24 protein-coding genes, 1 pseudogene, 1 riboswitch and 1 other annotated feature are annotated in these 26013 nt (G+C 43.2%); of the genes and pseudogenes, 4 read left to right on the top strand and 21 right to left on the bottom strand.

Annotated features, from left to right (window positions below):
• Window positions 1–7: 7 nt before the first annotated feature.
• Together BLT53_RS02000 and BLT53_RS01995 are read right to left on the bottom strand one after the other, a co-directional pair.
• Entirely contained in the window at window positions 8–1210 is a 1203-nt protein-coding gene (locus BLT53_RS02000) for an iron-containing alcohol dehydrogenase (protein WP_090232383.1), read from the bottom strand.
• A gap of 156 nt (window positions 1211–1366) precedes the next feature.
• On the bottom strand, window positions 1367–3181 hold the full coding sequence (locus tag BLT53_RS01995) for a sigma 54-interacting transcriptional regulator (RefSeq protein WP_244520333.1): 1815 nt from the start codon (window positions 3179–3181) through the stop codon (window positions 1367–1369).
• A 192-nt stretch (window positions 3182–3373) separates the two neighbouring features.
• Between BLT53_RS01995 and BLT53_RS24610 the strand changes: the two genes are divergently transcribed.
• Entirely contained in the window at window positions 3374–3592 is a 219-nt protein-coding gene (locus BLT53_RS24610) for a hypothetical protein (protein WP_139168357.1), read from the top strand.
• 328 nt (window positions 3593–3920) lie between these two features.
• On the opposite strand, the gene BLT53_RS01985 is transcribed toward BLT53_RS24610, so the two are convergent.
• Complete coding sequence (locus tag BLT53_RS01985; RefSeq protein ID WP_090232380.1) at window positions 3921–4391, bottom strand: DinB family protein; 471 nt, start codon at window positions 4389–4391, stop codon at window positions 3921–3923.
• A gap of 182 nt (window positions 4392–4573) precedes the next feature.
• Between BLT53_RS01985 and BLT53_RS01980 the strand changes: the two genes are divergently transcribed.
• Window positions 4574–4885, top strand: coding sequence for a hypothetical protein (locus BLT53_RS01980; RefSeq protein ID WP_090232378.1), 312 nt, complete (start codon window positions 4574–4576; stop codon window positions 4883–4885).
• Window positions 4886–4943: 58 nt separating this feature from the next.
• Here the strand turns inward: BLT53_RS01980 and BLT53_RS01975 are convergent, their stop codons facing one another.
• The 5 genes from BLT53_RS01975 to BLT53_RS01955 all read right to left on the bottom strand — a co-directional run bounded on the left by BLT53_RS01975 (window position 4944) and on the right by BLT53_RS01955 (window position 9062).
• Window positions 4944–5561, bottom strand: coding sequence for a dihydrofolate reductase family protein (locus BLT53_RS01975; RefSeq protein ID WP_211516906.1), 618 nt, complete (start codon window positions 5559–5561; stop codon window positions 4944–4946).
• 179 nt (window positions 5562–5740) lie between these two features.
• Window positions 5741–6616: a 5'-methylthioadenosine/S-adenosylhomocysteine nucleosidase gene (locus BLT53_RS01970; protein WP_090232375.1), complete on the bottom strand. Its 876-nt coding sequence runs from the start codon at window positions 6614–6616 to the stop codon at window positions 5741–5743.
• A gap of 142 nt (window positions 6617–6758) precedes the next feature.
• Window positions 6759–6862: riboswitch (purine riboswitch) on the bottom strand.
• A gap of 316 nt (window positions 6863–7178) precedes the next feature.
• Entirely contained in the window at window positions 7179–7427 is a 249-nt protein-coding gene (locus BLT53_RS01965) for a hypothetical protein (protein ID WP_090232373.1), read from the bottom strand.
• A 168-nt stretch (window positions 7428–7595) separates the two neighbouring features.
• Window positions 7596–8015 (bottom strand): GNAT family N-acetyltransferase, encoded by a 420-nt coding sequence (locus BLT53_RS01960; RefSeq protein WP_090232372.1) that lies wholly within the window; start codon window positions 8013–8015, stop codon window positions 7596–7598.
• A gap of 39 nt (window positions 8016–8054) precedes the next feature.
• Window positions 8055–9062 carry an STAS domain-containing protein gene (locus tag BLT53_RS01955; RefSeq protein WP_090232370.1) on the bottom strand — a complete coding sequence of 336 codons (1008 nt, stop codon included), beginning with the start codon at window positions 9060–9062 and terminating at the stop codon, window positions 8055–8057.
• 153 nt (window positions 9063–9215) lie between these two features.
• Window positions 9216–9448: a binding site (T-box leader), on the top strand.
• A gap of 77 nt (window positions 9449–9525) precedes the next feature.
• On the opposite strand from BLT53_RS01955, the gene BLT53_RS01950 reads away from it, so the two are divergent.
• A complete protein-coding gene (locus tag BLT53_RS01950) occupies window positions 9526–10890 on the top strand; it encodes an amino acid permease (RefSeq protein WP_090232368.1) in 1365 nt (454 codons plus the stop codon).
• A gap of 463 nt (window positions 10891–11353) precedes the next feature.
• Here BLT53_RS01950 and BLT53_RS01940 read toward each other — a convergent pair whose 3' ends face one another.
• From BLT53_RS01940 to BLT53_RS01890, 9 genes and pseudogenes are all read right to left on the bottom strand, one after another.
• A complete protein-coding gene (locus BLT53_RS01940) occupies window positions 11354–11557 on the bottom strand; it encodes a hypothetical protein (RefSeq protein ID WP_139168356.1) in 204 nt (67 codons plus the stop codon).
• Between the two features lie 163 nt (window positions 11558–11720).
• On the bottom strand, window positions 11721–12176 hold the full coding sequence (locus tag BLT53_RS01935; protein ID WP_090232364.1) for a GNAT family N-acetyltransferase: 456 nt from the start codon (window positions 12174–12176) through the stop codon (window positions 11721–11723).
• A complete protein-coding gene (locus BLT53_RS01930) occupies window positions 12173–12691 on the bottom strand; it encodes a hypothetical protein (RefSeq protein WP_090232362.1) in 519 nt (172 codons plus the stop codon). The genes BLT53_RS01935 and BLT53_RS01930 overlap by 4 nt, the downstream gene beginning before the upstream one ends.
• 632 nt (window positions 12692–13323) lie before the next feature.
• Window positions 13324–14124 (bottom strand): ABC transporter ATP-binding protein, encoded by an 801-nt coding sequence (locus BLT53_RS01925; RefSeq protein WP_090232359.1) that lies wholly within the window; start codon window positions 14122–14124, stop codon window positions 13324–13326.
• A 321-nt stretch (window positions 14125–14445) separates the two neighbouring features.
• A complete protein-coding gene (locus BLT53_RS01920; RefSeq protein ID WP_280138817.1) occupies window positions 14446–15579 on the bottom strand; it encodes an iron-containing alcohol dehydrogenase in 1134 nt (377 codons plus the stop codon).
• A 546-nt stretch (window positions 15580–16125) separates the two neighbouring features.
• Window positions 16126–17220 carry a D-alanine--D-alanine ligase gene (ddlA, locus tag BLT53_RS01910; RefSeq protein ID WP_090232358.1) on the bottom strand — a complete coding sequence of 365 codons (1095 nt, stop codon included), beginning with the start codon at window positions 17218–17220 and terminating at the stop codon, window positions 16126–16128.
• 300 nt (window positions 17221–17520) lie between these two features.
• Window positions 17521–18069, bottom strand: a complete 549-nt coding sequence (locus BLT53_RS01900; protein WP_090232354.1) for a GNAT family N-acetyltransferase — start codon at window positions 18067–18069, stop codon at window positions 17521–17523.
• Window positions 18066–18413: pseudogene (locus tag BLT53_RS01895) on the bottom strand (YybH family protein). Before BLT53_RS01895 ends, BLT53_RS01900 begins: the two are co-directional and overlap by 4 nt.
• A gap of 109 nt (window positions 18414–18522) precedes the next feature.
• Window positions 18523–21171, bottom strand: a complete 2649-nt coding sequence (locus tag BLT53_RS01890) for an SH3 domain-containing protein (RefSeq protein ID WP_090232353.1) — start codon at window positions 21169–21171, stop codon at window positions 18523–18525.
• A gap of 176 nt (window positions 21172–21347) precedes the next feature.
• On the opposite strand from BLT53_RS01890, the gene BLT53_RS01885 reads away from it, so the two are divergent.
• Entirely contained in the window at window positions 21348–21971 is a 624-nt protein-coding gene (locus BLT53_RS01885) for a LysE family translocator (protein ID WP_090232351.1), read from the top strand.
• 36 nt (window positions 21972–22007) lie between these two features.
• Here the strand turns inward: BLT53_RS01885 and BLT53_RS01880 are convergent, their stop codons facing one another.
• Genes BLT53_RS01880 through BLT53_RS01865 form a run of 4 tightly spaced genes read right to left on the bottom strand, consistent with a single transcriptional unit; the run spans window position 22008 to window position 25929 of the window.
• The gene (locus tag BLT53_RS01880; RefSeq protein WP_090232350.1) at window positions 22008–23777 is read right to left on the bottom strand and encodes a glycoside hydrolase family 2 protein; all 1770 of its coding nucleotides are present in this window, start codon (window positions 23775–23777) and stop codon (window positions 22008–22010) included.
• Between the two features lie 21 nt (window positions 23778–23798).
• Window positions 23799–24215, bottom strand: coding sequence for a DUF4064 domain-containing protein (locus BLT53_RS01875; RefSeq protein ID WP_090232348.1), 417 nt, complete (start codon window positions 24213–24215; stop codon window positions 23799–23801).
• A 12-nt stretch (window positions 24216–24227) separates the two neighbouring features.
• Entirely contained in the window at window positions 24228–25064 is an 837-nt protein-coding gene (locus BLT53_RS01870; RefSeq protein ID WP_090232347.1) for a carbohydrate ABC transporter permease, read from the bottom strand.
• 13 nt (window positions 25065–25077) lie between these two features.
• Window positions 25078–25929, bottom strand: coding sequence for a carbohydrate ABC transporter permease (locus tag BLT53_RS01865; RefSeq protein WP_170834386.1), 852 nt, complete (start codon window positions 25927–25929; stop codon window positions 25078–25080).
• Between the last annotated feature and the right edge of the window lie 84 nt (window positions 25930–26013).

Genomic DNA, 26013 nt, shown 5'->3' with positions numbered 1-26013 from the left:
TTGTTATTTAAGATTGAATCATCGCTGATGAGATACTGAAATCATAGTCATAACAGATCAGGTATAAATCCATGATTTCTTCATGTGTCGGTACACGCGGATTGTTTCCCGGACTTCCGCTGTCAAGGGCATCAGCAGCCATTTTAGAGATGACTTGTTTGAACGCTTCCTGATCCACTCCCCAGCTCTTCAGGTTAGGAATTTGAAGATCAGCGCACAGTTTCTTAATTTCCTTAATGGCGATATCCGCAAGCTCCTCCTTGTCCTGCTTGTCCAGTCCCGGCTTAATGATTTGGGCAATGGCAGCGAGCTGATCCATCGCATCACGCTTGCTAAACTCCAGTACAGCCGGTAACAGCATGGCATTGGAGACACCATGAGGCACATGAAACAGAGCACCAATCGGCCGTGACATGCCGTGAACAAGGGTGACGGATGCGTTTGAAAACGCAAGCCCTGCCTGCATGGAAGCAAGTGCCATTTCCTCCTTTGCATCCACATTTTCCGGTTGATGATACGCTGTCCGAAGATTACCTGTAATGGATGCAATGGCCGAACGTGCAAAATCATCCGTGAGCGGCTGGCTCTTTTTTGAAATGAGCGCTTCAATCGCATGGCATAGGGCATCAACCCCTGTGGCAGCGGTTACATTCTTGGGTGTAGAAAGTGTAAGAATCGGATCCACAATTGCGGTGCACGGCAGAAAGTTGGAATCCTTGATCATCATTTTAATGTCATCTTTTGTATTAGTAATCACAGTCACGTCGGTCACTTCCGAACCGGTTCCGGCTGTTGTAGGAATAGCGATGAACGGAAGCGGTTTTTCTGAAATTTTCTTTGCTCCCCTTCTGTAATCCCCGATATATCCACCGTTTGACGCCACAACGGCGACCGCTTTTCCGGTATCCATACAGCTGCCTCCGCCGATGGCAACGATCACATCACACTGTTCTTCAAGACAAATTTCAAGAGCCTCTTTTACGTGCAGATCGGTCGGTTCTGTATTCACATCCAGGTAAGAAACAAAGGGAAGATTATGCTGTTCAAGCAGTTCCTCGCACTTTCTCACATGGCCAATCTTCTCCATCACACGGTCACTGATCAATAACACCTTTTCGCCCAGCCCGGCCGCTTCCTCTCCCAATTTACCCAGGGCATCCCTGCCGTAATACAAAGCATTAGGCATACGAAATTCTGCAAATTTCTTCATGCTGTTCCTCCTTTCAATTTTCACACTTTATTATCCTTGCAAGAACCGTGCCAATTTAGAGAACCCTTTCATTAAGCCGAAAAAATTCATGAGTGTAGGATAATTCATACAAAAAGCGTCCGGTATGTGTATGACATTCCGGACACCCTGATCGTGCTACTGTAATTTTTTAAGCTTCTCATATAATGTTGAGCGCTGGATGCCGAGCCTTCTTGCCGCTGCTGCTTTATTTCCCGCTGTCTCTTGTAATACCTGAAGAATTCTCTCCCGTTCCTGCTGTCTTACATTCTGTTTCAGTTCATCCAGCAGATTCCTTTGTTCAGAGGTTTCCGGTCGCTCTTGATCTACTTCTGTTTGCGTAAACGACTGATGGAACCGGGCTGGAACCTCTGTTTCTGTTATGACACGGTCTTCACCCAGACTGACCAGCATCTCTACCGTATTGACCAGCTCGCGCACATTGCCCGGCCACTCATAATTCATTAGCAGCTTCATTGCTGCATTTGAAAATTCCATAGGCTCTAATTTAAATGCCTGGCAGAAAGATTTCAGATGATGCTCAAGCAGGACAGGAATGTCGCGCCTTCTCTTCCGGAGCGGCGGTATTTCCAGCCGGATAATGTTCAGACGGTAATACAGATCTTCCCGAAAGGTTCCTTCCCGCACCATTTGTTCCAATGGCCGGTTGGTGGCGGCAATGATCCGTACATCCATGCGTTGGCTTGTTGAGCCTCCTACTCGCTCAACCGTCCGCTCCTGAAGAGCACGAAGGATTTTTGATTGCATGAGTGCCGGCATGTCCCCAATTTCATCAAGAAAAAGGGTTCCTTTGTGCGCTTGTTCAAATTTTCCGGGCTTGCCTCCCTTTCTGGCACCAGTAAACGCACCTTCTTCATAACCGAAGAGCTCCGCTTCCAACAAGTGGTCGGGGATGGCAGCACAGTTCACGCCGACAAACGGACCTTCCGCAAAAGGACTTGTCTGATGAATCGCTTTGGCGAACATCTCTTTTCCCGTACCGCTCTCCCCTGTAATAAGCACTGTCGACGGGGTGCGGGCTGCTTTTTGCGCCAGTTTTTTAACTGCTGAAATTTCTTCACTGACTCCGATAATATCGGTATAGGAAGTCTCGTCGGCATCTATTGCTGTATCGGGCAAGGTCTGTTCCGTTACCTTTCTTGATAACTCCTGCATTCTTCCCAGAATGTTGTACAGCTCGCTCACTCCATGGAAGATCAGCATCCCGATGGCGCCCACGACTTCATTTTCCTTCACAATGGGAATCCGGTGAACGACCATGTCCTGTCCCTGTATCCGCTGAATAAATCCTCTTTCTTCAATGCCGGTTTTTGCTACGATATGCAGCCTTGTATTTTCGATTACATCTGTCACATGTTTACCCATAACTTCATCACGCTGTTTTCCAACAAAGCGGCAGTACGCCTCGTTAAACTCAAGAACGATGCCGTGCTTATCAATCACCGCAATCCCTTCGTAAGCGGTTTCTAAAATGGTGTTCATCGTTTCAGCCGTATGAACCGTCTCCTGGAGCTGACTCAGGTGATAAAAATAAGAATGCAGAATATCAGTTTTCGTCAGGATTCCAATGAGCGCTCCGGTATCGTCCACCACAGGGAGCCGTCCTACCTTAATGTGCCAGGCTTTCGAGATCGTATCCTCAGGACTAATCGTAATGATTTCCCTTTTCATCACCTTTTCCACAGCTGTTTCACCTGTTGATCCTTCAAGAAGAGAGCGAACTATTCTGGTTTTCGTCATTAGTCCGATTAACTTCTGCTGCTCAAGAACGGGCAATCCATCAATCTTATGATCATCCATGATTTGAACCGCCTCTTTTAACATAGAGGTTTTCTTCAGAGAGAGCGGATTCTTTGTCATCCATTTATATACAGGCTCCGTATTTTTCACACTGCCAAAATTCATCTCCAGCGTTTTGATGCTGTCGTTCATAGAGGTCACCGCCTTTCTATCTGTTACTATTATAAAGGATTGGCGCAAGGTGTATGAAAAAAGGCAGAGCACCGAATGGATGCTCTGCCTCTATTTTTCTGCTTTTTTCAAAAACATTAAATCCCAAAAGGTTATGGTGAGTGCCGTACCAATTGGCCCTCCCAAGCGAGAAACGTCAAAAGGATCCGGCCGATGCAGCACCAGGTTCAGTCCACAACACACCATGCTGAAAGAAGAAGCAAGCAAGAGAAACCTCAGCATTCTTCTTGCCCATTGGTTCAGAGTCAGACTTTTGATGTTCAAAAGGATTTTAATTATAAAATATATACAGGAGAGAAAGAGAAGCAGCAAAAAGCCACTAACAAAAGCAAAGGAAAACGTGCTATCCAAGCCTTTATTCGCAAATATTAACGTGAAGATTAATCCAATAAAAAACAGACTGTAATACATAATTCCCGCAATGTTCTTCATGCTTTATTCCTGCCCAGTTCCCTCAAATTAATAGTATCCCTGCAACTATACGGCTTCAGTCCATAACAATCAATCTTTTTTCTTTCATCACCTATCCTTATTTTTAAATAAATGGGGTGTTGAAGTGGCGAAAAATAGGTGTTGCTGGCATAGTGATTGTGATTGTTGCTTTAAATTTAAGGATGGACTTTTGGTCCAATATGGATAGGATCAAAACCGTATATGAAAGTTATCAAAAAACACTTCATCTCTGAGGTGTTTTTATTCTTTAACGATGGGACGGCCACGATCCCTGCATTTTTCTGATCAGGAGTATTTGACCCGTATGGTAAGCATCATGCATCAAGATATCCAGCAGCTTTGCTTCAAGAGAATCTTTATCAAGATCCTCAGCCGACGTTTCACTAAGTGCATGCCGTAAACCTTGTTGGGCAGCTTCAGCACGCTCCACAACATTCTTCCATTCTTGTTCGTCACTGGAACGTTCGGTGAGCAAGAACGTTTCATCCCCATCAAGGTTGTTAGTCCATTCACGGCCCACCATTCTTGCAGCTGTCCTTTCTTTATAATAGATAAGATGATTGACGTTCTCCCAAATGGATTTTGTTGCCTCACCAGGCGGCCTCCAGCTCGCTTGCTCAGCCGTTATTCCGCTAATAGCGTCCTTAAACGGGGCATACCAGCTTTCCTTGTCGTACGTCGTATCCAAAACATTTAATAGCAGATCCATACGATTCAAAGCGATCTCCTCCTTTGATTACTTTTCCTTTCCGTTTTGTGCAAATCTTACTTTCTCGACGAACTAGCTGAATACCTGCCTGTTTCTGCGAGAAATTCACCCCCATAAACTTCCGCTATATTACCAATTATTTATAGTGTACATATATGGGGTTGTAAGACACAGACAAAGGAGGCTCAATGATGGACGACTATGTAAAAGATGCGCTGCAGGAATGGAAAGAAGAGCTGCAGGGCCAAAAGAAAGACATTGATGAAGAATATGAAAAAGTAAAAACGGAACTCCAGCTCTATTCCTATAAGTTTGGAATTACCAAGCAAGTTCTTCAATCCACGATTAACGAAGAAATGATCAAAAATATTAAAGCTACCTATCAAGAGCCTTTCGAAGAAAAATACAACGAACTCAAGGCTCAGTTAAAAAAGCTTGAAGATAAGCGGAACGTTTACAACATGTTTGTTGAAAAAATTGAACAGGCAAATCCCGCAAAATAACAAAGAAAACTCGCCTATAGGTGAGTTTTCTTTGTTCATATACAGTTGTTTTAAAGGCCTACCCCATATTGCTGAAGGTCGGTTTTCCCACAATCTCGTAGCGTAATAGAACGGACCCGCTTGAGAACGTTCTGGATTCAAGCAATTGAAGGGCGGCTGGAATCGTCCCGGAATCGAAGAAGCGTTTTCCTTTTCCAAGCAATACCGGAAACTGCCAGATGTTCATGCGGTCAATCAGCTCATGACGCAGCAATGTCTGGAGCAGGTCGCTACTGCCGGCGACGTGCACTTCTGAATACCTCTCCTTCAGCAATGGCACACTTGTGGCCACATCTCCATCAAGCAGATTTGAGTTGTTCCAATCGACGCTCGTTAATGTTCGAGATGCGACATATTTAGGCTTCACATTAAACAGCTCGGTGAACGGGTTGGTGTCCGGAGCCTGCTGCCAGTAAGGCGCAAAGATTTCGTACGTTTTGCGGCCGAGCAGCAACGCATCGAGCCTCGCATAATCAGCCGCGATCAGTTTTCCGGCCTCAGCATCGACGTACGGTGCCTGCCACCCTCCATAGCCAAACCCTCCCTCGCGATCTTCATCAATTCCTCCCGGGGATTGAATAACCCCATCCAACGTCATGAACATATGCACAACCAGTTTTCCCATGTTCCTTTTCATCCTTTCAAAATAACTTAGGAATGTAAAAAAACGTCTTTAGGGTTATCATTTCAACGGCCAAAGTATAATTCCTTGTCTCAACTAAACTCCTCCGCATAAATAAGAAAGGCATATGGCTGCTCATGCGAAAAATGACGTGTTCCAATTAACACGTCATTTCTTAAGGCATTTATTTTGTTTTAATGGCTGGCTTTAATGTACTGCTTCACCACTTCGTATACATATTCCTGACAAGCCGCCGCTGTATCCGGGCTGTATTTTCCGCCGTTCACCTTATTGTTGGATAGAACACGGATGCCAAGGAACGGAACATCATAGGCTTTTGCAATTTGAGCAGCTGACGCCCCTTCCATCTCCTCAACCGAAGTTCCGTAGGTTTTATGGAACCATTTGATCCGGTCAACCTCATTGTTCCACACATCTGCAGAACCGATTGTTCCTTTAACGACCTTTCCTTTACTATAGGATTGCTTCACGGCTTCAGCAGCTGCAAGCAAGTTTTTGTCTCCCTCATAAAAACGCGGCTTTTCCGCATTAGGGTCTTCTCCTGCACTTCCTTCAGATGCCATCAAATCCATCGGCTTCCAGGCCGTTGGGTCCATGCCTTCATTTTCAGCTTTATCTCCTGTTTTTAACGAACCGATATTGACCGTTCTTTCTCCCAAAACAATGTCAAACACATTCAGCCTGGCATCGTGCCCTCCGGAAGTTCCCTGATTGATAATTGCTTTTGGTTTGTATTTTTCGATGGCAATCGCTGTGGCTGCTGCTGTGTTTTCCATACCTTTTCCTGTCTTGACCACAATCACCGGATAGTTGTTCAGCTTCCCCTTATAAAACACAAAGGTGCCAGATTTCTCGACCTTCACATGCTTGAGCTTTTTCGCAAAATTTTCAGCCTCTATTGGCATAGGTCCTTGAATGAGGATCGGACGCTGCTTTGCTTCTGCGGTTGGAGCTGTATTTGAAATTGCGGACCATCCTGCGAAAAGCAAGACAGCCAACACCAGCAGGATTCCTGCCCCCGTCCATTTTAATCTTTTTTTCTTTCCCATTGAAATCTCCCCTTTGTTCGTCTTTTGCTGAAATTGGTTCTTTCATGCACCGGAGGATGACATACGAAAAAGGCCTGGACTACTCTCTACCATCCAGACCAAGTTAAAGCACAATCGGAACTCACTAGTTAAAATAGAAAACTTCCGTTAAACTTCAACTCGTAGTCCGGTTCTTGCTTTGGGAACCAGGTAGAGACGCCCAGACCATATTACCGGGCATATACGAGATTATTCACTTGATTACGGTGTAACTATAACAAACGGTTATAAAGGAATCAACAAAAAACGAACTTTATTAAAATAAATAAACATATCATTCGTATTTCCTAAAGAATGGAAACCTCTATGGCTGTTATTCCCAAAACGAGGTTGGAAGTCCCTACACCATTGACTATAATCAACAAAACAATCATTTTGGAGGAAAGTAACTTATGGCGGGAACATACGTATGGAACGGAGATTTATATGATACAAAGCATTCTTTCGTTTCAAAGTACGGGAGTTCATTACTAGAGTTATTGGCTCCGGGTGATCGCAGCAAAGGAAAAACAAAAATAAAATGTCAGGGCTTGCTCTCCCTGACATTTTTATGAATTTCTTTTTGGATCGCTTCACATACCTGGTTAATATTCGTGAAGGATTTTCTTTTGTAGTCCCTGTGGTAAAGCATCTCATACCTCATCTGATCAGCAGCATAATAAATGGTCATCCAGGATTCCGACTTGTAGCGAATCGTGTACGTAATACGCGACCGAACGAGCTGGCTATTTTTTAAATCCAGCAACTTCGCTTTCATTTCTTTCAAATTCAATTGGACCACCTCCAAATATTACAAATTTCGATTTATAATATTTAAATAGTGAAAACATCCCCTTTTTACAATAACACATAATAAATGGCAATTAATGTGTCAAAATACCTCTTTTCAGCATAAAAAAAGGAGCACTGGCCGGGACCAATCCTCCTGTTATTCTCGAATTTACAGCTTCTTCACCATATAATATTGCTTTTGATCTGGACCTGGATATCCGTCAACGATTCCGACTACCTCAAACCCGTACTTCTGGTAAAAACCAGGCGCCTGAAAACTCAGGGTATTCAGTTGGATTTGACGGCAGCCATGCTCGCGTGCCAAGTCTTCCGCCCGTTTTAATAGTTCTTCTCCATATCTCTTGCCTCTTAACGACTCATCCAGCCACAGAAAGTCTACATACAACTGGCGCCAGGCAATTTTACCGGTGATTCCGCCCCAAATGGTTCCATCATCATCTCTCACCATAAAGCTGACATTTTTAGCAGGATGCTTGAGGTCTTCCGGTACGTTGGCCAAATTGAATTCAATAAGTTTAGTGCGGATATACTCGCTGTCTTCCTGATTCCATTGCTGTGTAATATTCAACCCTCTAGCCTCCATCTATTAATCTAGTAACTGTCCGATTTACTTTTTTACCAGTGCATAGCCATTTTGTTTAACGGCATACTCCACACCCTTCTGAAGACTCGAAAAGGTTTGAATTTCATTCAGATTGATCGCTGACTTCACAATCTGGATCGTGACATCCCCAGAGATGCCGACCAGGTAGCCGTCCGCCCCAAGAAGTTTAATGGCCTGTATAACTTGCAGGATTCCTTCCAGGATATGACCATCAACATTCTTGAGTCCTGTCATGTCGATCAATACAAAGCGGGCTTTTTGCCTCATGAGTTCAAACAATGTTTTTTCGATCAAATCTGCCAGGCGCTCTTCATTGAACTTTCCGATCAAAGGGATGACAAGAATGTCATTCAAAACAGGAATAACAGGAGTCGACAGTTCCTTGATCATGGAGGACAATTCTTCTGTACGGCTACTCACCAAATTCTCCAGTTCTTGAATGCTTTCCCTTTCCTTCCTTCTTGCCAGATCATGAATGTTGTCTGTCACTGTAAAATCGGATGGGAAAATTTCAATCTCATCCACCTGCTTCTCATCTGTTACCGTGCTATCTTTGACCTTGTACCACATATCCCGCTTGAAGATCCCGGAAAAGATGCCGGCCCAATGGCTGGGCAACAACACACCTTTGTTCCCTTTAAAAATACGATGCTCCCAACTGTTTGTCAGCCGGACAACAGCTGTTTGATCCTCAAGTGAAAGATGGATGACTTCAAAATTTCCCCAGCCAGCATTCCTGTAAATATTGCTATATTCGGAAGAAAGATGATCCATTCCTTTTCTCCCACTGTAATAGGACGTAACAAGACTGCCCATTCGATATCCTGTGACCTGGTATACGGTTTGTGAAACATCCATGCCCGAAACCTCTTCGATCGTTTTTAAAAACATCTCAATGGCAGAATCCCAAAACAGTAAAGTAGGAGCCCCATCAAACGTCAGAAGCCCATTTTCCTGATTCCATACAAATTCATTGTTGTTCACTTGAATGCTAACATCGGGTTTCGTCATAAAATAGTCTCCTGTGGGAAATAAGTTATACTTTCATTGTACTCAAATAACCTTCTATATTCCAATCTCTCTGAAGTTTCTTTTTCAAAATCCTAGTTGACAGGTTCAGCATGTTCCGTATATGATAGTTACCATTATCCTAAACAACGTATTTTAAACGCAATGAACGGGAGCAGTAGAAGTGATAACGTAAGAAGCAGAGAGCTGCGGGTTGGTGAAACGCAGACTATGAGTCCTTTGAACTCGCCCGGGAGCAGCAAGACAGAAAGAAGGCATTCTTATGTTTTGACGAGTAACCTTCGTTACAAGGTTTTCAAGCAGGATTCTGTTTTTTTAGAATCAACAAGAGTGGTACCGCGGTCAGCCCAAGGCTTATCGTCTCTTTTCTCAGTCCATGAGAAAAGAGACGATAAGCCTTTTTTAATTGGTTAAGATTCAGATTGCAAAGAGAGAGGGAAGAGAGATGAAAAAACACACCAAGAGTTTGCAGCGCACCATGACTTCACGCCACATCATGATGATGGCATTAGGCGGCAGCATCGGAGCAGGATTATTTAAGGGCAGCAGTGCCGCCATTGATACGGCAGGCCCCGCTGTGGTATTGGCTTATTTAATCGGAGGCATTATTCTTTTATTCATTATGCAGGGACTGGCTGAAATGGCGGTGCAAAACAGCGGTGCCCGTACGTTTCGTGATCTGGTTCAATCGGTGCTCGGCGTATTTCCGGCCTACTTTTTGGATTGGATCTATTGGAAAATGTGGGTACTCAATATTGCAGCTGAAGCGGTCGTGGCCGCAATTTTCCTTCAGTATTGGTTTTCTGAAACACCGATTTGGATACTTGCTCTCCTTGTTTCGGTCGCCGTTACGGTCGTCAATTTGTTATCTGTCAAGATCTTCGCAGAAACTGAATACTGGCTTGCTTTAATCAAGATCAGCGTCATAGTCATCTTTATCCTTGCCGGAATTCTGTTATTGTTCGCATCCTTTGGGCATCATACCGCGCCTTCCTTTTCCAACTTAACCGGACACGGCGGATTCTTTCCAAATGGATCAACAGGTTTGATCACCGCCATGCTCGTGGTCATCTACTCGTATGGCGGAACGGAGATCATCGGGGTGACCCTGGCCGAAACCAAACATCCGGAAAAGGTCGTGCCTCAAGCGGTACGCAGCACCTTGACGCGCATCATCGCCTTTTATATTTTTCCGTTCTTTATCATTGTAGGACTTATTCCTTGGGATAAGGTTAACGGAGTAAATGAAAGTCCGTTTGTCATGGTGTTTAAATTAATCGGAATTCCAGGGGCTGACCATGTGATGAATGCCGTTATCCTGCTTGCAATCATCTCCTCAATGAATTCAGGGCTTTATGGTTCCTCCCGTGTTCTCTATACTCAAGCCGTTGACGGGCGGGTGCCAAAGATTTTTGCACAGCTGTCATCAAAAAAGGTGCCTGTAAATTCCATCTTGATGTGTACGGCTTCCTTGTATGCCGGTGTTTTGATCTCAATTTTTGCCGGCAGCAAGACCTTCAATTATTTAATGGGATCCCTCGGTTATACGGTGCTGTTCATCTGGCTGATCATCGCGTTTGCTCATTTGAAGTCACGCAAAGATACAGCGAAGCCTTCCGGCTATTATGTAAAATGGTTTCCATATACTACATGGGTGGCGATCATCGCTCTTTTGGCTATACTGGTTGGCATCATCATGACAACGTCTCTTATTATTACAGGCATGACATTAGGGATTTATCTTTTGATTTCCCTGACCTATGTAATAAGAAGAAATGCTCTTATAACCGCACAGCGAATTGGTGCTTAGTATCATCAAAAAAACATCCTCTTTTTGGGATGTTTTTTTGATGTTTACCCTCTATAGGTGTTGTAGAGGGTAAAACCCACGATTAGCAAGGAATAGGAGATCTTCGTTTTGATGCCGGCCGGTATACTTGATCTCTCGAATTTTCCTGCAGCATAAAATGCAACGAACAATACAGGAAGCATTAACCACCACATCGCCCACTGCTGAGGGGTAAAACTTACAATAAAATAAGCTAACCCTACACAAAAGGCTGTGTATCGGTATTTTTGTAGAACGTTCTTATTTTTTTTCTTTCCATCGTTCCTCCTATTGCTAAAACGAGTATCCCTTTGCTTTTCAACATTCAAGTCATGATCAACGAGCATGACCGTATCCACAACGATACTTGGCCTTCAGTTTGATGTTATTGAAATAGCCCATGGCTGCATGAAAAAAACTAACCGCTTTCTTTTCATCGCCCTCTTTAGCCTGTATTATAAAATAGCTTTTCCTTGTCATTCACGAGCGCACCGGTGCCTTCAACAAAACTGTCCCTGGTTTTAAAAACATCTCCTACGCTATCAAACATATGAGAATCAAATTCTTTTTTTATGGCATCTTGAGCTTTCGTATCATTCAATCTTATCATGTAACTCGTTTTCAGTGACAACCGTTGTACTGGTCTCATTTTGGAGCGCCTGAGGATGGTTGGAAAGATTCCTGCCCACGCCAGCATATATCCCAGCAACAACCGCAAGACAAACAATAATTAGGTCCTTTTTTCATCCTTACATCACCAGCTGCATTCTTTCTATTTTTTTAAAACTACTATAAATAACATCGGAAAGAAATTATTCCAAGTCTTGAGATAGACGAATCATATCTCTGCACTGTATACCGTTTTCGAAAATTTCTTCTGAGTAATGCTTTACAAAAAAATCCCGATCTATCCCCACAATCCTGAATCCGCATTTTTGGTAGATAGCCAATTGCCCGATACTTGAATTTCCTGTACCGATCTCAATGGTTTTATAGCCTGTGGTTTTTGCTATCATTATTGCGTGCATGACTAATCGTTTCCCCATACCTCTTCCCTGCTGTTCTTCTGGGACTGCAACATTTACCAGCTCCACAGTCTCAGGCCTTGTTGGAAGCAATACATACACCCCAACCATTTGCTGCTCACGTTCAGCAACATAGCATTCACCTCTATGGACATACCCCTCCACGATTTCCTTTGAAGGATCAGCCAATAATAACAAGTCCATTGGAACATTTTCATCTCTATTAAGTTTTCGGATATTCACCTTGAATCTCCCCCTTCTTGCTTTAACCACTTATGTACTTTCTTATCCATTTGAATTTCTAAATCATTGATCACATCAGATGGTTGTTCTTCCTTTTTCACATACTTCTCAGGGAACATTTTTTCTAAAGAGGATATATAATAATCCCCATCTCTTGGCTCCCTATATTCAACCACTTTATATACGGAACCTTCTTTTTTAATTTTAATTAAGGCTGGTACGGAATGACCACTTTGATCCTCATCACCTGTTTCTTTAGTAAAACTGCCAAGGTAGGAGTGTAAATAAACGGTTATCGTACCCTGCTTTTCATTGGTTCCGTATATTCTATGGACTTCAAACTGTTTTTTTGATGGTGCATATATGTTTTCGTATTTTTGGATGATGTAATCTGAAATGAGTTGATCAGCCTCTTTTGATATTTTCTCTTTTCCATCAAGTAAATGGTTTGGAGCATTTGTACACCCACCTATGACGAAAGTTGAGAACAAAATAAAAATGATTCTTTTAATCATCAGAAATTACAACTCCTCTCAGGAACAACTTATGGCATACAGCTTCCTAATTACTTTACTATTCACACTTGCGTATTTCCACAAAAAGGTAAATTGCACATGGAAATGGCTCAGAGTTTCCCGCCAGGCCATCTAAAGCAATTTTTAAAACGGGATATTTCGAATAAGTGAAGCGGTTAGGACGATTGTGGCTAATCCGCTTCTTCCATGATATTTAACTTCTTGAGGTATTTATCCTTTTGGTTACCTTTGTTCTTATCACTAGCTTTTGCTGGATCTTTTTGTGAATCTTTGGGTTCAACAGTGTTTTCAGATGATTTTTTTTAAATGTGTCTTTTGCCAAATCGCCATTATCATTTTTCATCGATTGATGATTTGACAGCTGGCTGTTGGATTTAGCATCAGACTTTTCAGATCCGTTACTGCAAGCAGCCAGTATAACCTATAGGACTCCTGATATTACTATCAACAACTTCCGGTTGCTTTTCATTTTTTTTACTCCATTCTTCTCGTTGATCTTATACCAATTATTTCAAAACAAAGAAAAAAATTCAATCGCTGTCCCGGTGAAAAAGAAAAGCACGCTCGATTTGAACGTGCTTCTCAAAGTATTTTTATGTGTTTGTTACCATTTAGCTAAGCGAAAACTTCTTTTGCTGGATCGTTAGCCAGGGACGATCTTCCTCCCAATGTACATTTACCGGCATTTTATAAGCTTCTGATAAGGATTCACCTGTTAACACTTCTTGCTTCGGCCCCGATGCAACGATTTGCCCATCACGGAGTAATAAGACATGTGTGATGACATCAGAAATTTCCTCAATATGATGAGTCACATAAAGCAAATGGCAGTGTTTTTGGACAATGTCATTCATTACACCCAGCACTTCTTCACGTGAAAACACATCTAATCCTGTACACGGTTCATCGAGTATGAGAATTTGAGGGTCACACATTAGCGCACGGGCAATGAGTACTCTTCGTTTTTCTCCTTGTGATAATTTGTTGAAGGTTTTTCCATTTATATAATCTAAACGCAGTGCAGTAAGTAATGAATCAGCTTTTTTCCAGTCTTCATCCGTAACTTCTTCATATATACCAAAGGAAGCAAATTTACCACTCACCACAACTTCTTCCACAGTTTCCTGCTCTAACAGCTGGGAAAATTTCTCTAACGAACTGCTCACATACCCTATTTTCTTTCGCAGATTAGGCAGGTTGGTCTTCCCAAACTCATTCCCCAGTACGGTAACATTTCCCGTCGTGGAAAAATGATAGCCTGTCACAATATTTAATAATGATGTTTTTCCAGAACCGTTTAACCCTAAAATGGCCCAATGTTCATTTGTTTTTACTTCCCAATTAATCTCACTCAGTATATTTTGGCCATCTCTTCTCCATGATACATCCTTAAAGCTAATAACTCTCTCCATGCCATATCACCTCAATATGTATGTGTTTTGCATCTAAGAACCTGACTATCTCTTTGACCCCGTAAAAACTTTATACTCTGTTGCTCTTATCTTTTATATATTTAAAAGTTAGCAATAGTTTTCAATCTTAAAATTAAAACCGTGTTGATGATTTTAAAAAAGGAAATCCCCCTTTCATAAGAATAGTCTTCGTTCACTGCTCAGCACCTATTATTACACCTTCCTTATTCTCAGCCAAAAGTCTGAGGAATACAAAAACGAACCCAGGCTATGAGGTTCGTCTTATCCTCCAATCGTAAATGATTGTTTGAACATTAAATATTAAAGGATTCCGTGATAAGCGCTTTCAATTATTTCTTTTATATCTTTGCTGCTGGTCAATCTTGGATTTATTAAAACATTTCCGCTTCTCATTGAATCTTCAACCAGTTTTGGCAACACATCTAAAGATACGTCAAGGTCTTTTATATTTGAAGGAATATTTAATGTGTTATTTAATTTTATAATAGCCTGAATGGCTAGTTCTGCCGCATCTTTAACCGGTATCTTATCTGTATTTTCACCTAATGCCTTTGCAATATCTGCCATTTTGTCAGGGCATGCTGGTAAATTGAATTTCATTACAAAAGGTAACAGGGTAGCATTAGCAATTCCATGTGGTACATTAAATACACCGCTAAAAGTATGTGAAATCGCATGAACATTCCCTAAACGAGACTGAGAGAAAGCAGCTCCCGCAAGCATTGAAGCCACCAGCATATTTTCTCTGCTTTGAATATCTGTAGCTATAAAATAAGCTTTTTCAATGTTTTCTCTAATCATTCGAATTGCATAGAGAGCTAAAGCCTCACTGGCAGGATTTGACGTTTTAGATGTGTATGACTCAATGGCATGCGTCAATGCATCCATTCCGGTTGCAGCTGTTACCTCCATCGGTAAACCAACAGTAAGTTCGGCGTCCAGAATTGCATAGTTTGGATAAAGAAACGGACTGATTACTGCTGCTTTAAATTGAGTCTTAGTATTAGTAACAATGGTTGAGGAAGTGACTTCACTTCCAGTTCCTGAAGTGGTCGGCACAGCTATAAGGGGAAGTCCCTGATTTGGTATCTTTCCAACTCCCTCGTAATCAATAATTTCTCCTGGATTATTAGCCATTACAGCAATTCCTTTTGCTGCATCTATACTGCTCCCGCCGCCCACTGCCAATACACTATCCGGATCAAAAACCTTTAATTTTTTAACACCATCCATAATATTTTCACAACTGGGATTAGCTACAACTTCATCATAGATTTCAAATGAAATAGAGGATTCTTGCAGTGAACGTTCTATCGCTTGAAGAATTCCGGCATCTTTCACACCCCTATCCGTTACAAGAAATACCTTTTTAAATCCCAATAATTGAAGAAATCCACCAATCCGTTTAGCCAATCCCCTCTCCGTTCGAACCATTGTTGGTACATGAAAATTAAAGTCCATAATAACCTCTCTTATTAAATAGTGGTCAACCAATAGAACATCATCAGACTTGCCAAAAGTTAAAACGCCTTCAAAATTTAGTCAGTAAACAAACTAAGTTTTTTATTTATTATAATCTTAACTAATAACTCTAACAAGACTGTGCAGAAAGTAATTTATTGAATTATTAAAATATTGTAATGATTAGAGGGACCGGCATTATGAACATGATGCTAGAGTGGGTCTTGGTGTCATAAGCGCCCATCTCTTTACTTTGGCGACAGGAACAGCAGTTTCCTACTCCATACCTGTTATTGTCATGTCATTGGTATTCTCTTTATTCGTTGGAGTTGTTTTCGGTGTGTTCCCAGCCAATAAAGCATCCAGGCTTGATCCCATTCAAGCTTTTAGATATGAGTAGAAAAAAACAAAGCGGTCGTGTGCAGCGAGCGCTTTGTTTTTTTGTATATTTATAGTTTCACGAGCGTTCTTTCACGTATCTTCCCAGCCTTTCGGGCACCCTCTGATCATTGGAAATACTCAGTTCACAGAATTCCTTAGCAGCGCGTCTTTTTCGTGTCTTTCAATCGCCAGGGCGATCAATTTGTCGATGAGCTCACTGTACGGAATGCCGCTCATTTCCCATAGCTTGGGATACATGCTTATTTTCGTAAAGCCGGGGATCGTGTTTACTTCATTAATGATGATATCTTGTTCATTGACGAAAAAATCCACTCTTGCGAAGCCCTCACAGTTTAAGGCCTGAAAGGCTTGAATGGCTGTCTCTTGGATCTTTGCTGTTAACGGTTCACTCAGCTTTGCCGGAATTTCCAATACCGCTCCGTTTTCATCGATATATTTAGCCTCATACGAATAGAACTCTCCGCTTGAAACAATTTCTCCGGGCACAGAAGCCGAAGGATCTTCATTCCCAAGCACCGAACACTCGATTTCTCTACCATTGATCCCTTCTTCAATCAATATCTTATGGTCGAAACGAAACGCCTCTTCCACTGCATGTGTAAATTCTTCCTGTGACTGCACCTTACTTACCCCCACTGAGGAACCTTGGTTGGAAGGCTTTATAAATAACGGCAATCCTAAATCTTTTACTACTTCATCAAAGCTTATTTTGCCTTTCGTCGCCCGTGTATACGTATGTGACTTAGCGACCTTTAACCCGGCATCTTTTAGCAGCCGTTTCGCTATGTCTTTATCCATACAAACCGCAGAGCCGAGAATATTGGATCCAACAAAAGGGATGTTCGCCATCCGGAGCATCCCCTGAATGCTTCCATCTTCTCCTAACGTCCCGTGAAGGATAGGAAATACAACATCAAGTTGGCTCAAACTTTTTGTTGTATTTAAACTCAGTAACTGATTCTCGTTTTCTCCAGGAACTACTGCAATGCCATCATTGGTTTTATTTAGTTCAATTAACTTCGCATCGTCTGCGTTGAGCAGAAATTGAGAAGCATTATTTAAATGCCATCTTCCTTCTTTATCAATACCGATTAACGTGACCTCATATTTATCTTGATCGATCGCTTCGAGCACATTCTTCGCAGACTGTAAGGAAACCTCATGCTCTGCAGACTTTCCTCCAAATATCAATCCAACCTTTTTCTTCTCCACTCAAACACCACCTGTCAGGAATCTTACATCAGTATATATCATCGTCATTTTATTTTGGTCATTTAAAAAAATTCGTTTTCCCTTTCTTTTATATAACCGCCAATCCCCCTGAAAAAAAGGAGGATTAGCAAACAGTCTAATGCGTGTGGAACCTATGATTCTATCATTCTTGCGAAGTGTAATAAGAAACGGAAATCCCGGTTCCATTTTCTCTATTATCCAGTGCAGCTTCTACAAAGGACTCCATTTCTTTTAAAGTTTGAATCTCCTTAGGTAAATGGTTATGCTGTAACCCCCCTTTTAATGATTTAATAGTTTCGCCATAAGAACTGTATTGTAATAGTTTCCGTCGGATAAGCGCTTATCGTTTTTCAAGACCCCTTCAGTTTCAAATCCCGCTTTTTCATAAATTGCTATTGCTTTAACGTTCGTTTCCAAAACGGAGAGCGAAATTTTTTTGATATCCTGTGCATCAGCCCAGCCGATCGATTCCTGCAGGAGCATCTTACCGATTCCGTATCCCCAATACTCTTTTAAAACACAAACACCGAACTCCACTTTATGAGAAAGCCGCCGTAAAGGGCTCCCTTCACATCTGGAAAATCCAGCGATTCTTCCATCCGCTTCTGCCACCAAAAACAAATGATTGAGCACTTCAGTATCCTTCTGTATGATCGACCGAAAACCCACCTCATCAATGTATCCTTCCCCTTGTTCCCGGTCCATGTTCTCGGTTTCACCATCGATTTGCAGCCTTACTTCTGATAAGCTTCTGGCATCGTATTCCTCAGCGGATCGGATGATGTACGTAAACCCTCGGACCGAAAACTCCCTTGACGTAATCTTCATATTTTATCAGTTCCGATCAATTTAGTCCCATACGAGTTATTTACCCTGTGCATTTTTACGAAACACATAGGTCGCTTTTCGCTCCATGGAATAAGTGATTTCTTCTTTATCCGAGACGAGCATCTTTGGGAAAGAACGAGCGCGGTGTCCCCTGATTCCAAAATCACCATCTCCCCCTGTGTGGGTTCGATATTATTTTTGAAATAAGCAGCAATGGCGATGAACGCTTTTTTGATTTCTTCCTTCCCCTTTGCCACCATTCCCGGTTTAACCACTAGAACCGCACCCTCCTGTTTGATGGCAAGATCGGACTTCCTGATGTTTTCTTTTAATTCATGCTCCATTTTCTTTCCTCCCGACTCCCATAGTTCATCCATTATAATCCTTGGAAGGAAAGAAAATCTATATAAAAAAAGAGGCGCCGCTTTTGCGATACGCCTCAAAACTTACTTGCTATTTTGTTTTATAAACCGGGATCTCCAGATTGATGCTGTAATTGTTCAACAGACTGTACAGGTTATAAATCTGTCTTACCTGTTTGGAAGCCCAGCCAATATCTGTGGCGTATTGATGGGATGGATAGCCCAGTGCTTCAGCAGCCGATGGATTCCACCGCATCTTATAAATGGTATCCTGCTTTTTGTTGATGTAGCCCATGGCAATAAAGCGCGCCCCACCGACAATCGCATCCTCCGGAGTAAACCAGCCTGCATTATATGCGTAGGCTGCACCGTTTTGCACTGCGTTGCCATCATTGGCCCCGATCCCGTACATGTTATACACGATTCTTCCGTTATATTGGACACCTGTGGCCAGCTGTGACCGTCCATTGCCTGTTTCAAGCAACGCATGCGAAATCAAATAGATGTCATTCACGCCGTAAAGATTTCCTGCCTTAATAAAAGAAGAAGCCTTGCCTTCCAGAATTCCTTTACCGGAAAGAATGCGCTGGTTGACTTCTGCCGCGTTCAAGTTGGCGGTTTGAGACAGTTTCACAAATTGATAGGATTTTACAGGATCGTCCTTAAAGTTGTTCGGATCCAGATAATACTTTACATCCTCAGGACTGGCATTTACCCAGGTATCCTTGATTTCCACCTGATACCAAATATGGCCATCCGAACCTTTCACCCGGGAAAGAACCTTTAACTGTTCTCCCCTTCTCACTGTAGTGATTTTCCAGTAGTTCGTTCCAGCTCCTCCGCGAATGTTCCAATCTCCAAGGACCGTGCCATAAATCGAGCTTGTCATTCGAATTGCGTCCTCACGGATATAGCTTTTGTATTTTTGGTCGGTTTGTGGAGAAGCACCCATCTGAAGCTTCACCATGTCGTCGAGCGTAAGATTATATTTTTGCCCCGTCTCAGAAACCGCTATGCCATCGGGGGAACCTAGCTTTTCCTTCAGGTAAGAGGTACTGACGTATCCCGTTTTGCCGTTGGCTGATATTTTAGACCAGCTGCCAGATTGGGAGAGGAGCGTCACCGCTGTGTCTCTTGCCAGCTTTGTAACGACTGCAAACGTTGTCCCAGGACCTGATCGCACGTTGAGACTTGAAGAAGCATCCACATCGACAAACCGAACGGCCGTTTCAGGTTCAGAAGGTTTTGGAGCTGGTGACGGTTTAGGAGTGCCTGGCTTGGTCGAAGTGAGATATTTCGTGCTCACATATCCCGTACTGCTGCCGGCTTTCACCTTAGCCCAGCCATTCATTTCCGAATAGACGGTCACCTCTGCTCCATCTTTCAAGGTTTTAATGACCGCTGATTTCGTCGTCATGTCTTTACGCAAATTTAGGGCGCCGCTTACCTTTACATACTTTGTCGTGGTTTTCGGTTCAGGAACTGGTTTTGGCTTTGACGTACTACCAGGCTTAGCCGCAGTGAGATATTTCGTGCTCACATAACCAGTGCTGCTGCCCACTTTTATCTTCGCCCAGCCGCTGGACTCCGAATAAACGGTGACTTTTTCTCCGTCTTTAAGCGTTTTGATTACTGCTGATTTCGTCGTCGCGTCTTTACGTAGATTTAGGGCACCGCTCACCTTTACATACTTTGTCGTGGTTTTCGGTTCAGGAACTGGTTTTGGCTTTGACGTACTATCAGGCTTAGCTGCAGTGAGATATTTCGTACTCACATAACCTGTGCTGCTGCCCACTTTTATCTTTGCCCAGCCGCTGGACTCCGAATAAACGGTGACTTCTTCTCCGTCTTTAAGCGTTTTGATTACTGCTGATTTCGTCGTCGCGTCTTTACGTAAATTTAGGGCACCGCTCACCTTTACATACTTTTTTGTCATTTTTGGTTCATCTGCAGGTGTTGGTTTTGCTGTACTCCCTGGCTTTGTTGCAGTAAGGTATTTTGTACTCACAAAACCGGTGCTGCCGGAAGCTTTTATCTTTGCCCACCCTTTGGACTCGGAATAAACAGTGACGGTTAGTCCGTTTTTCAGTGTTTTGATTACTGCCGAATTGGTCGTGGCAGCTTTGCGTAAATTTAATGCTCCGCTGACTTTTACATATTTGGTTGTGGTTTTGGATGAGGAGACTGCTGCAGGTTTGCTTGTTGAACCCTTTGAAACTGTGTTCGATGGTTTGGAAGATGATAGATACTTTGAGCTTACATAGCCATTCTTGCCGTTTGCGTTAATCTTGGCCCAGCCACCTGTTTCGGAATATACCGTCACCTGTGTCCCTCTTGCCAATTTGGCTATGACAGACGCCCCTGCGGATGCGCTCTTACGTAAATTCAAAGAACCTTCACTTACCTTAACGTACTTGGTGGTGGTTTTAACTTTTGCGGCGGTGGTAGCCGAGGTGATCAAATACTTGGAGCTGACATAGCCATAACCGCTCCCTGCCTTAAGCTTGGACCATCCTTTTGATTCAGAATAAACGGTTACCTTCACACCTTTCACCAATTTTCCGATGATGGGGGAGCTGGTGTTGGCATTTTTGCGAATGTTCAAGCTTGAACCTGACTGGACATTCACGACCTTCTTCTTAAGTTCTTGGGCCGATGCGGGATCCGCCTCGATTGCCTGATATAAGGCTGTGGTAGAAAGCACGGCAAAACAAAAACCCGGGATGACTAATTTCTTCATTTCATTCTCCTCTGCCTATGTAGTCTTGAATCAGCCAATAAATCTGATTCTCCCCTTCATATCGGTAACTTTTGGCAGAGTTTAATCAAAATACTAGAAAAATAGTGAAAAATGCACCATAAAAATTTTCTTTTTATATGGTAAACTAGTAAAAATTTATTCTGGAGGGACATCTAATGGAGGTAGTATCCATACTATCGTTTTTGGCCGCGGCCATCGTACTGACGATTATGCCCGGGCCTGATAATTTATTTGTTTTGGCTCAAAGCATAGCCAAAGGTAAAAAAGCCGGCATCAGCACCGCTCTTGGTCTTTGCACCGGTCTCGTTGTACATATTAGTGCGGTTACCGCTGGTTTATCCGCCGTCATCTATCAGTCTTCGGTTGTTTTCTCGATCATAAAATATGCAGGAGCTGCCTATTTATTGTTCCTGGCCTATAAGTCGTTTCGAGAAAAAGACAGCCAGTTTAATCTGGCCGGTGCAGATTCGCTGAATTATTCAGCCCTGTACAAACGAGGCATCATCATGAACCTGTTAAACCCTAAAGTGTCCTTGTTCTTCCTTGCCTTCCTGCCGCAATTTGTCAATTACCACAGCGGACATGTGTCACTGCAAATGCTCATTTACGGGATTCTTTTCCTGCTTCAGGCCCTGCTGCTTTTCACGCTGATCAGCATCTTTGCTGAAAAAGCCGGAAGCTATATACGAAAAAATCCGAGAGTATCGAGCAAGATTAATTTCATTCAAGGAAGTTTGTTTACGTTGATCGGGCTTAAGATCGCGTTTAGCCAGAGATAAGAAATGCACCTCCTAAAATGAAGGAGGTGCATCTTTTTATACTGATACTGGCTTGTTTCTATTAATCTCGTTAATCTTGGACAAGTCCACTTTCGGTTTTCGATCTTCTGTCAGCAGCCCGTTCACTTCCTGTTGGACATCCGTGATCTGGGTGTAGCAGAATCCGCATATATAATCCAGGCTCATGATGGCCTCTGTTATAGACGCATAGCGGTCAAGGAACTCTTTCTCGTTCTTCACCTGGTCTCCATAACCCCAGCCGTCTTCGGAAGTGAAGGCAATTCCGCCGTATTCACTGATAATGATCGGCTGTCCCGTATATTCGTATCCTTGGGCCATGGCATGCTTGAATTTATTAAAAGCGATATCATTTCCCACCACCTTTTCTTTGTCCCGATAACGATTAAGGAACTCGTCTCCGTACTCCACATAATCATGAAGGGTGATGATGTCAGACACCGTATGCTCCCAGCCATCATTCACGATGACCGGCCGCATGCTGTCGATCGCTTTCGTAAGATGGTAGATGCCTTCAGTAAACTTTTGCTGCTTCTCATTGATAAAAATGTTCTTTACGCCCCAAGATTCATTGAACGGGGTCCATGTAATAATGCTCGGATGATTGTACTGCTGCCGAACCACTTCAAGCCATTCTTCGGTAAATTGCTGAACCGCATCATCCGAGAATGCATAGCTGGCGGCCATTTCTGACCAAACAAGCAAGCCCTTTTTGTCCGCCCAGTAAAGAAAGCGCTGGTCTTCCACTTTCATGTGTTTCCTTACACCATTGAAGCCCATTTCGAGTGTTTTTTCGATGTCCAGTATGATTGCTTCCTCCGACGGCGGAGTTAAATGGGATTCTTCCCAGTACCCCTGATCCAGAAGCAGCTTTTGATAGATTGGAACATTGTTCAAAAGGATGTTCCCGTTTTGAATGGATATCTTTCGCATGCCGAAATAGGACTGTACCCGGTCGAGCTCCTGACCCTCATCATAAAGAGTGAATTCCACATCATACAGGTGCGGATGCTCTGGGCTCCACTGCATCACTTTCCATTCATGGATTTCACTGGCGAGACTCACTTTCATACTGGCCTGCTCACGGTCAACCTGCAAACTGAAATCTTTAACCAGCTGCCCATCAAATGTAATCGCCGTTTTTAAGGTTAAATTTTGCTGCTGGCCGACATGAACCAGCTTATACTCGAACTCCACTGATTCGTTATCTACATCCGGCGTCGTTTTGACAGAGTGGATATGAGTTTCATGTAAAAATTCGAGCCAGACAGTTTGCCAGATCCCTGTGGTCTGTACGTACCAGCAACCGAAATTTTTATCGATCCACCGCTGCTTTCCTCTCGGCTGATGTTCACTCAGGCTGTCTTCTATTTTTACCACTAAATTGTTTTCTTTTTCTTCATTAATATAGTTCGTGATATCAAACGAAAAGGCTGTATACCCCCCTTGATGCTCACCGGCAAAAATGCCGTTTACCCACACCTTCGTCACATAGTCCGCGCCTTGAAAATGCAGGATAACACGCTCACCGGCAAATTCCTTGGGTACATCAACCGACTTTTGGTACCAGACATAAGGACAAAACGTTTCCTCATGAATGCCGCTCGCCTTCGTTTCATATGTAAAAGGCACGATAATGTTCTGGTTAAGATCAGTTTTCTTGTACCATCCTTCTTTTTCACCTGCATTTTGATGGTCGAATTGAAAGTTCCATTCTCCGTTGAGATTCAGCCAATCGTTTCGTTGAAATTGAGGACGTGGATATTCCTTTCGTACAGTAGCTTCCATTGATAACAGCTCCTTGATTATTTAATAGGGTTTGGAGGAGAGATTCAGCCTGGAAATGGTTTTGTTTTTAGCGAGTGCCAATATTCCCGCTGAGAGAAATAGGACGGCACCGATAAAGTCCATCAGAAAGTAGGATGAGACACCCAGCACCAGAAACCAGACCGAGCGTTTGACCTCCACTTTGTCATCCTTCAGGGACCGGACAAGATACAGATTGACGATTCCCAGGATCACGAAAAGCATACCAAAGGTGACAGTAAAGCTATATAAACTTCCAAATAAGGACTGAATGGCTTTCATTTGCGCAAAGCTTGTGTCATGAATGCTGCTTCCCTTTGATTTGATATACGATCCATAGGCAAAAATGGTAAGCAGACCCGAGAGAATCTGCCAACTGGCCCCAATGACGACGAGCTTGCGTTCCAGCTTTCGATTCAATGCGGCTCCCTCCTATCCTTTTACACCAGATGATAGTGACATGGACTGCAGGAAATAACGCTGTGTAAAGAGATACAGGATAAACGTCGGCACGATGGCGATGAGTGCGGCTGACATCGCGTGCCCGATATCGGTGACATACATTCCCTGCAGAAGCTGCAAGCCCGGTGTAATCGGCATCCGGTCAATATCATTGAACACGATAGATGGCCATAAAAAGTCGTTCCATGAACTCGTAAAAGTGAACAACGCAACAACCGTCAGAACCGGTTTGATGAGCGGCAGGGTCACCTTCGTATAAATTTGAAAATCATTGGCACCGTCGATCCGGGCCGACTCATCCAGCTCCAATGGAATGCCGATCATGAATTGACGAACGAGAAAAACGTTGAAGACCGCTGCCGCTCCCGGTACAATAGCCGCCCAATACGTGTTGACCCATCCGAGTGTATCAATGATCTTATAGAGCGGGATCAGGTTCACGACCGCCGGAAACATCATGGATGCCAGCAGGAAGGAAAACAGCCAGTCCCTTCCTTTAAACCGCAGCCGGGTATAACCGTAGGCAGCCATGGATACCACCACAAGAACCATAACCGTCTGTGTTACTGAAATAATCATCGAATTCATGAACCACTTGGCGACAGGTGTACTTGAATTATCAAAAAGAAGGTCCTGATAGTTGGTAATGACCCAATGAACGGGAAGCATACTAAAGCCATATGTTTGGATATCGACTTCATCTTTAAAGGATGAAAAAAATGCCCAGGCCAGAGGAAAGATCCAGATTAAGGTCATGCAAAGCAAAAATATGAAGGAAATAAGGGTGGAGATGTTCAATTTTTTCAAGCTGTTCCGCCTCCTACTTCTTTTCTCTCAATAAGAAGAATTGAATGATTGAGACCACCATGATACAGAGCCCGAGAATGACTGCCATGGCCGAACCGATTCCAGCAATCGATTGGCCGGAGCCAAACGCATTCTGCTGGATGTACATGAGGAGTACTGTTGTTGAGCTGGAAGGTCCGCCCTTTGTCAGCATAAGCGCCTGTCCGTAAATGTTAAACTGTGCGATTGTGGTGATGACCACGGTGAACAGGAGCTGATTCTTGATGCTTGGTAAGGTGATGTGAAAGAACTTTTGAATCCTGCCTGCTCCATCGAGGGAAGCTGCTTCATAATAATCTTTGGATACCCCATTCAGTGCGGCCTGGTAGATGATCATATTTCCCCCAATTCCCCACCAGACCGTAACGACCACGAGCGCGATCCAGGCATACGGCTGTGTGCCCAGCCAGTTAGGTGCAGATGAAAAATAATGATTGATCGGTCCAAACGAGACGTTAAACATCATGGACCAGATGATCATGACTGCTGAAATGGAGAACAAGACAGGCAAGTAAAAAATGGCTTGAAACCACTTACTTCCTTTCGGCTTCACATGAAGGGCTGATGCCAGCAGTAAAGGAATGATGATACACGCCGGGACGGTAAAAATCACAAATTTGAACGTGTTCCCAAGCCCTGTATGCAGCTGGGTGTAAAAGGTGGATTCCTTGTGAAAGAGGATTTCCTTATAGTTATCCAGCCCGACAAACTCGGGAGTGTTGATCAAGTCCCAATTCGTAAACGATATATACACGCCAAAAAAGATCGGAATCAGAAAGAATAGTGCAAACAGCAACAGGTGCGGGCCAATGAAAACCGCCGGCATCACGTTGAATCCTTTTCGGCGCGGCTTCAGGCTGACGGGTGACAGAACGTCGACTCTCTTGTTTTCTGTTAGTTTCACATCCAT

This window comes from Fictibacillus solisalsi, from assembly GCF_900103485.1.
Taxonomy (GTDB): domain Bacteria; phylum Bacillota; class Bacilli; order Bacillales; family Fictibacillaceae; genus Fictibacillus_C; species Fictibacillus_C solisalsi.
Note: the sequence above shows the minus strand (reverse complement) of the source record. Positions and strands in the feature narration are given on the sequence as shown.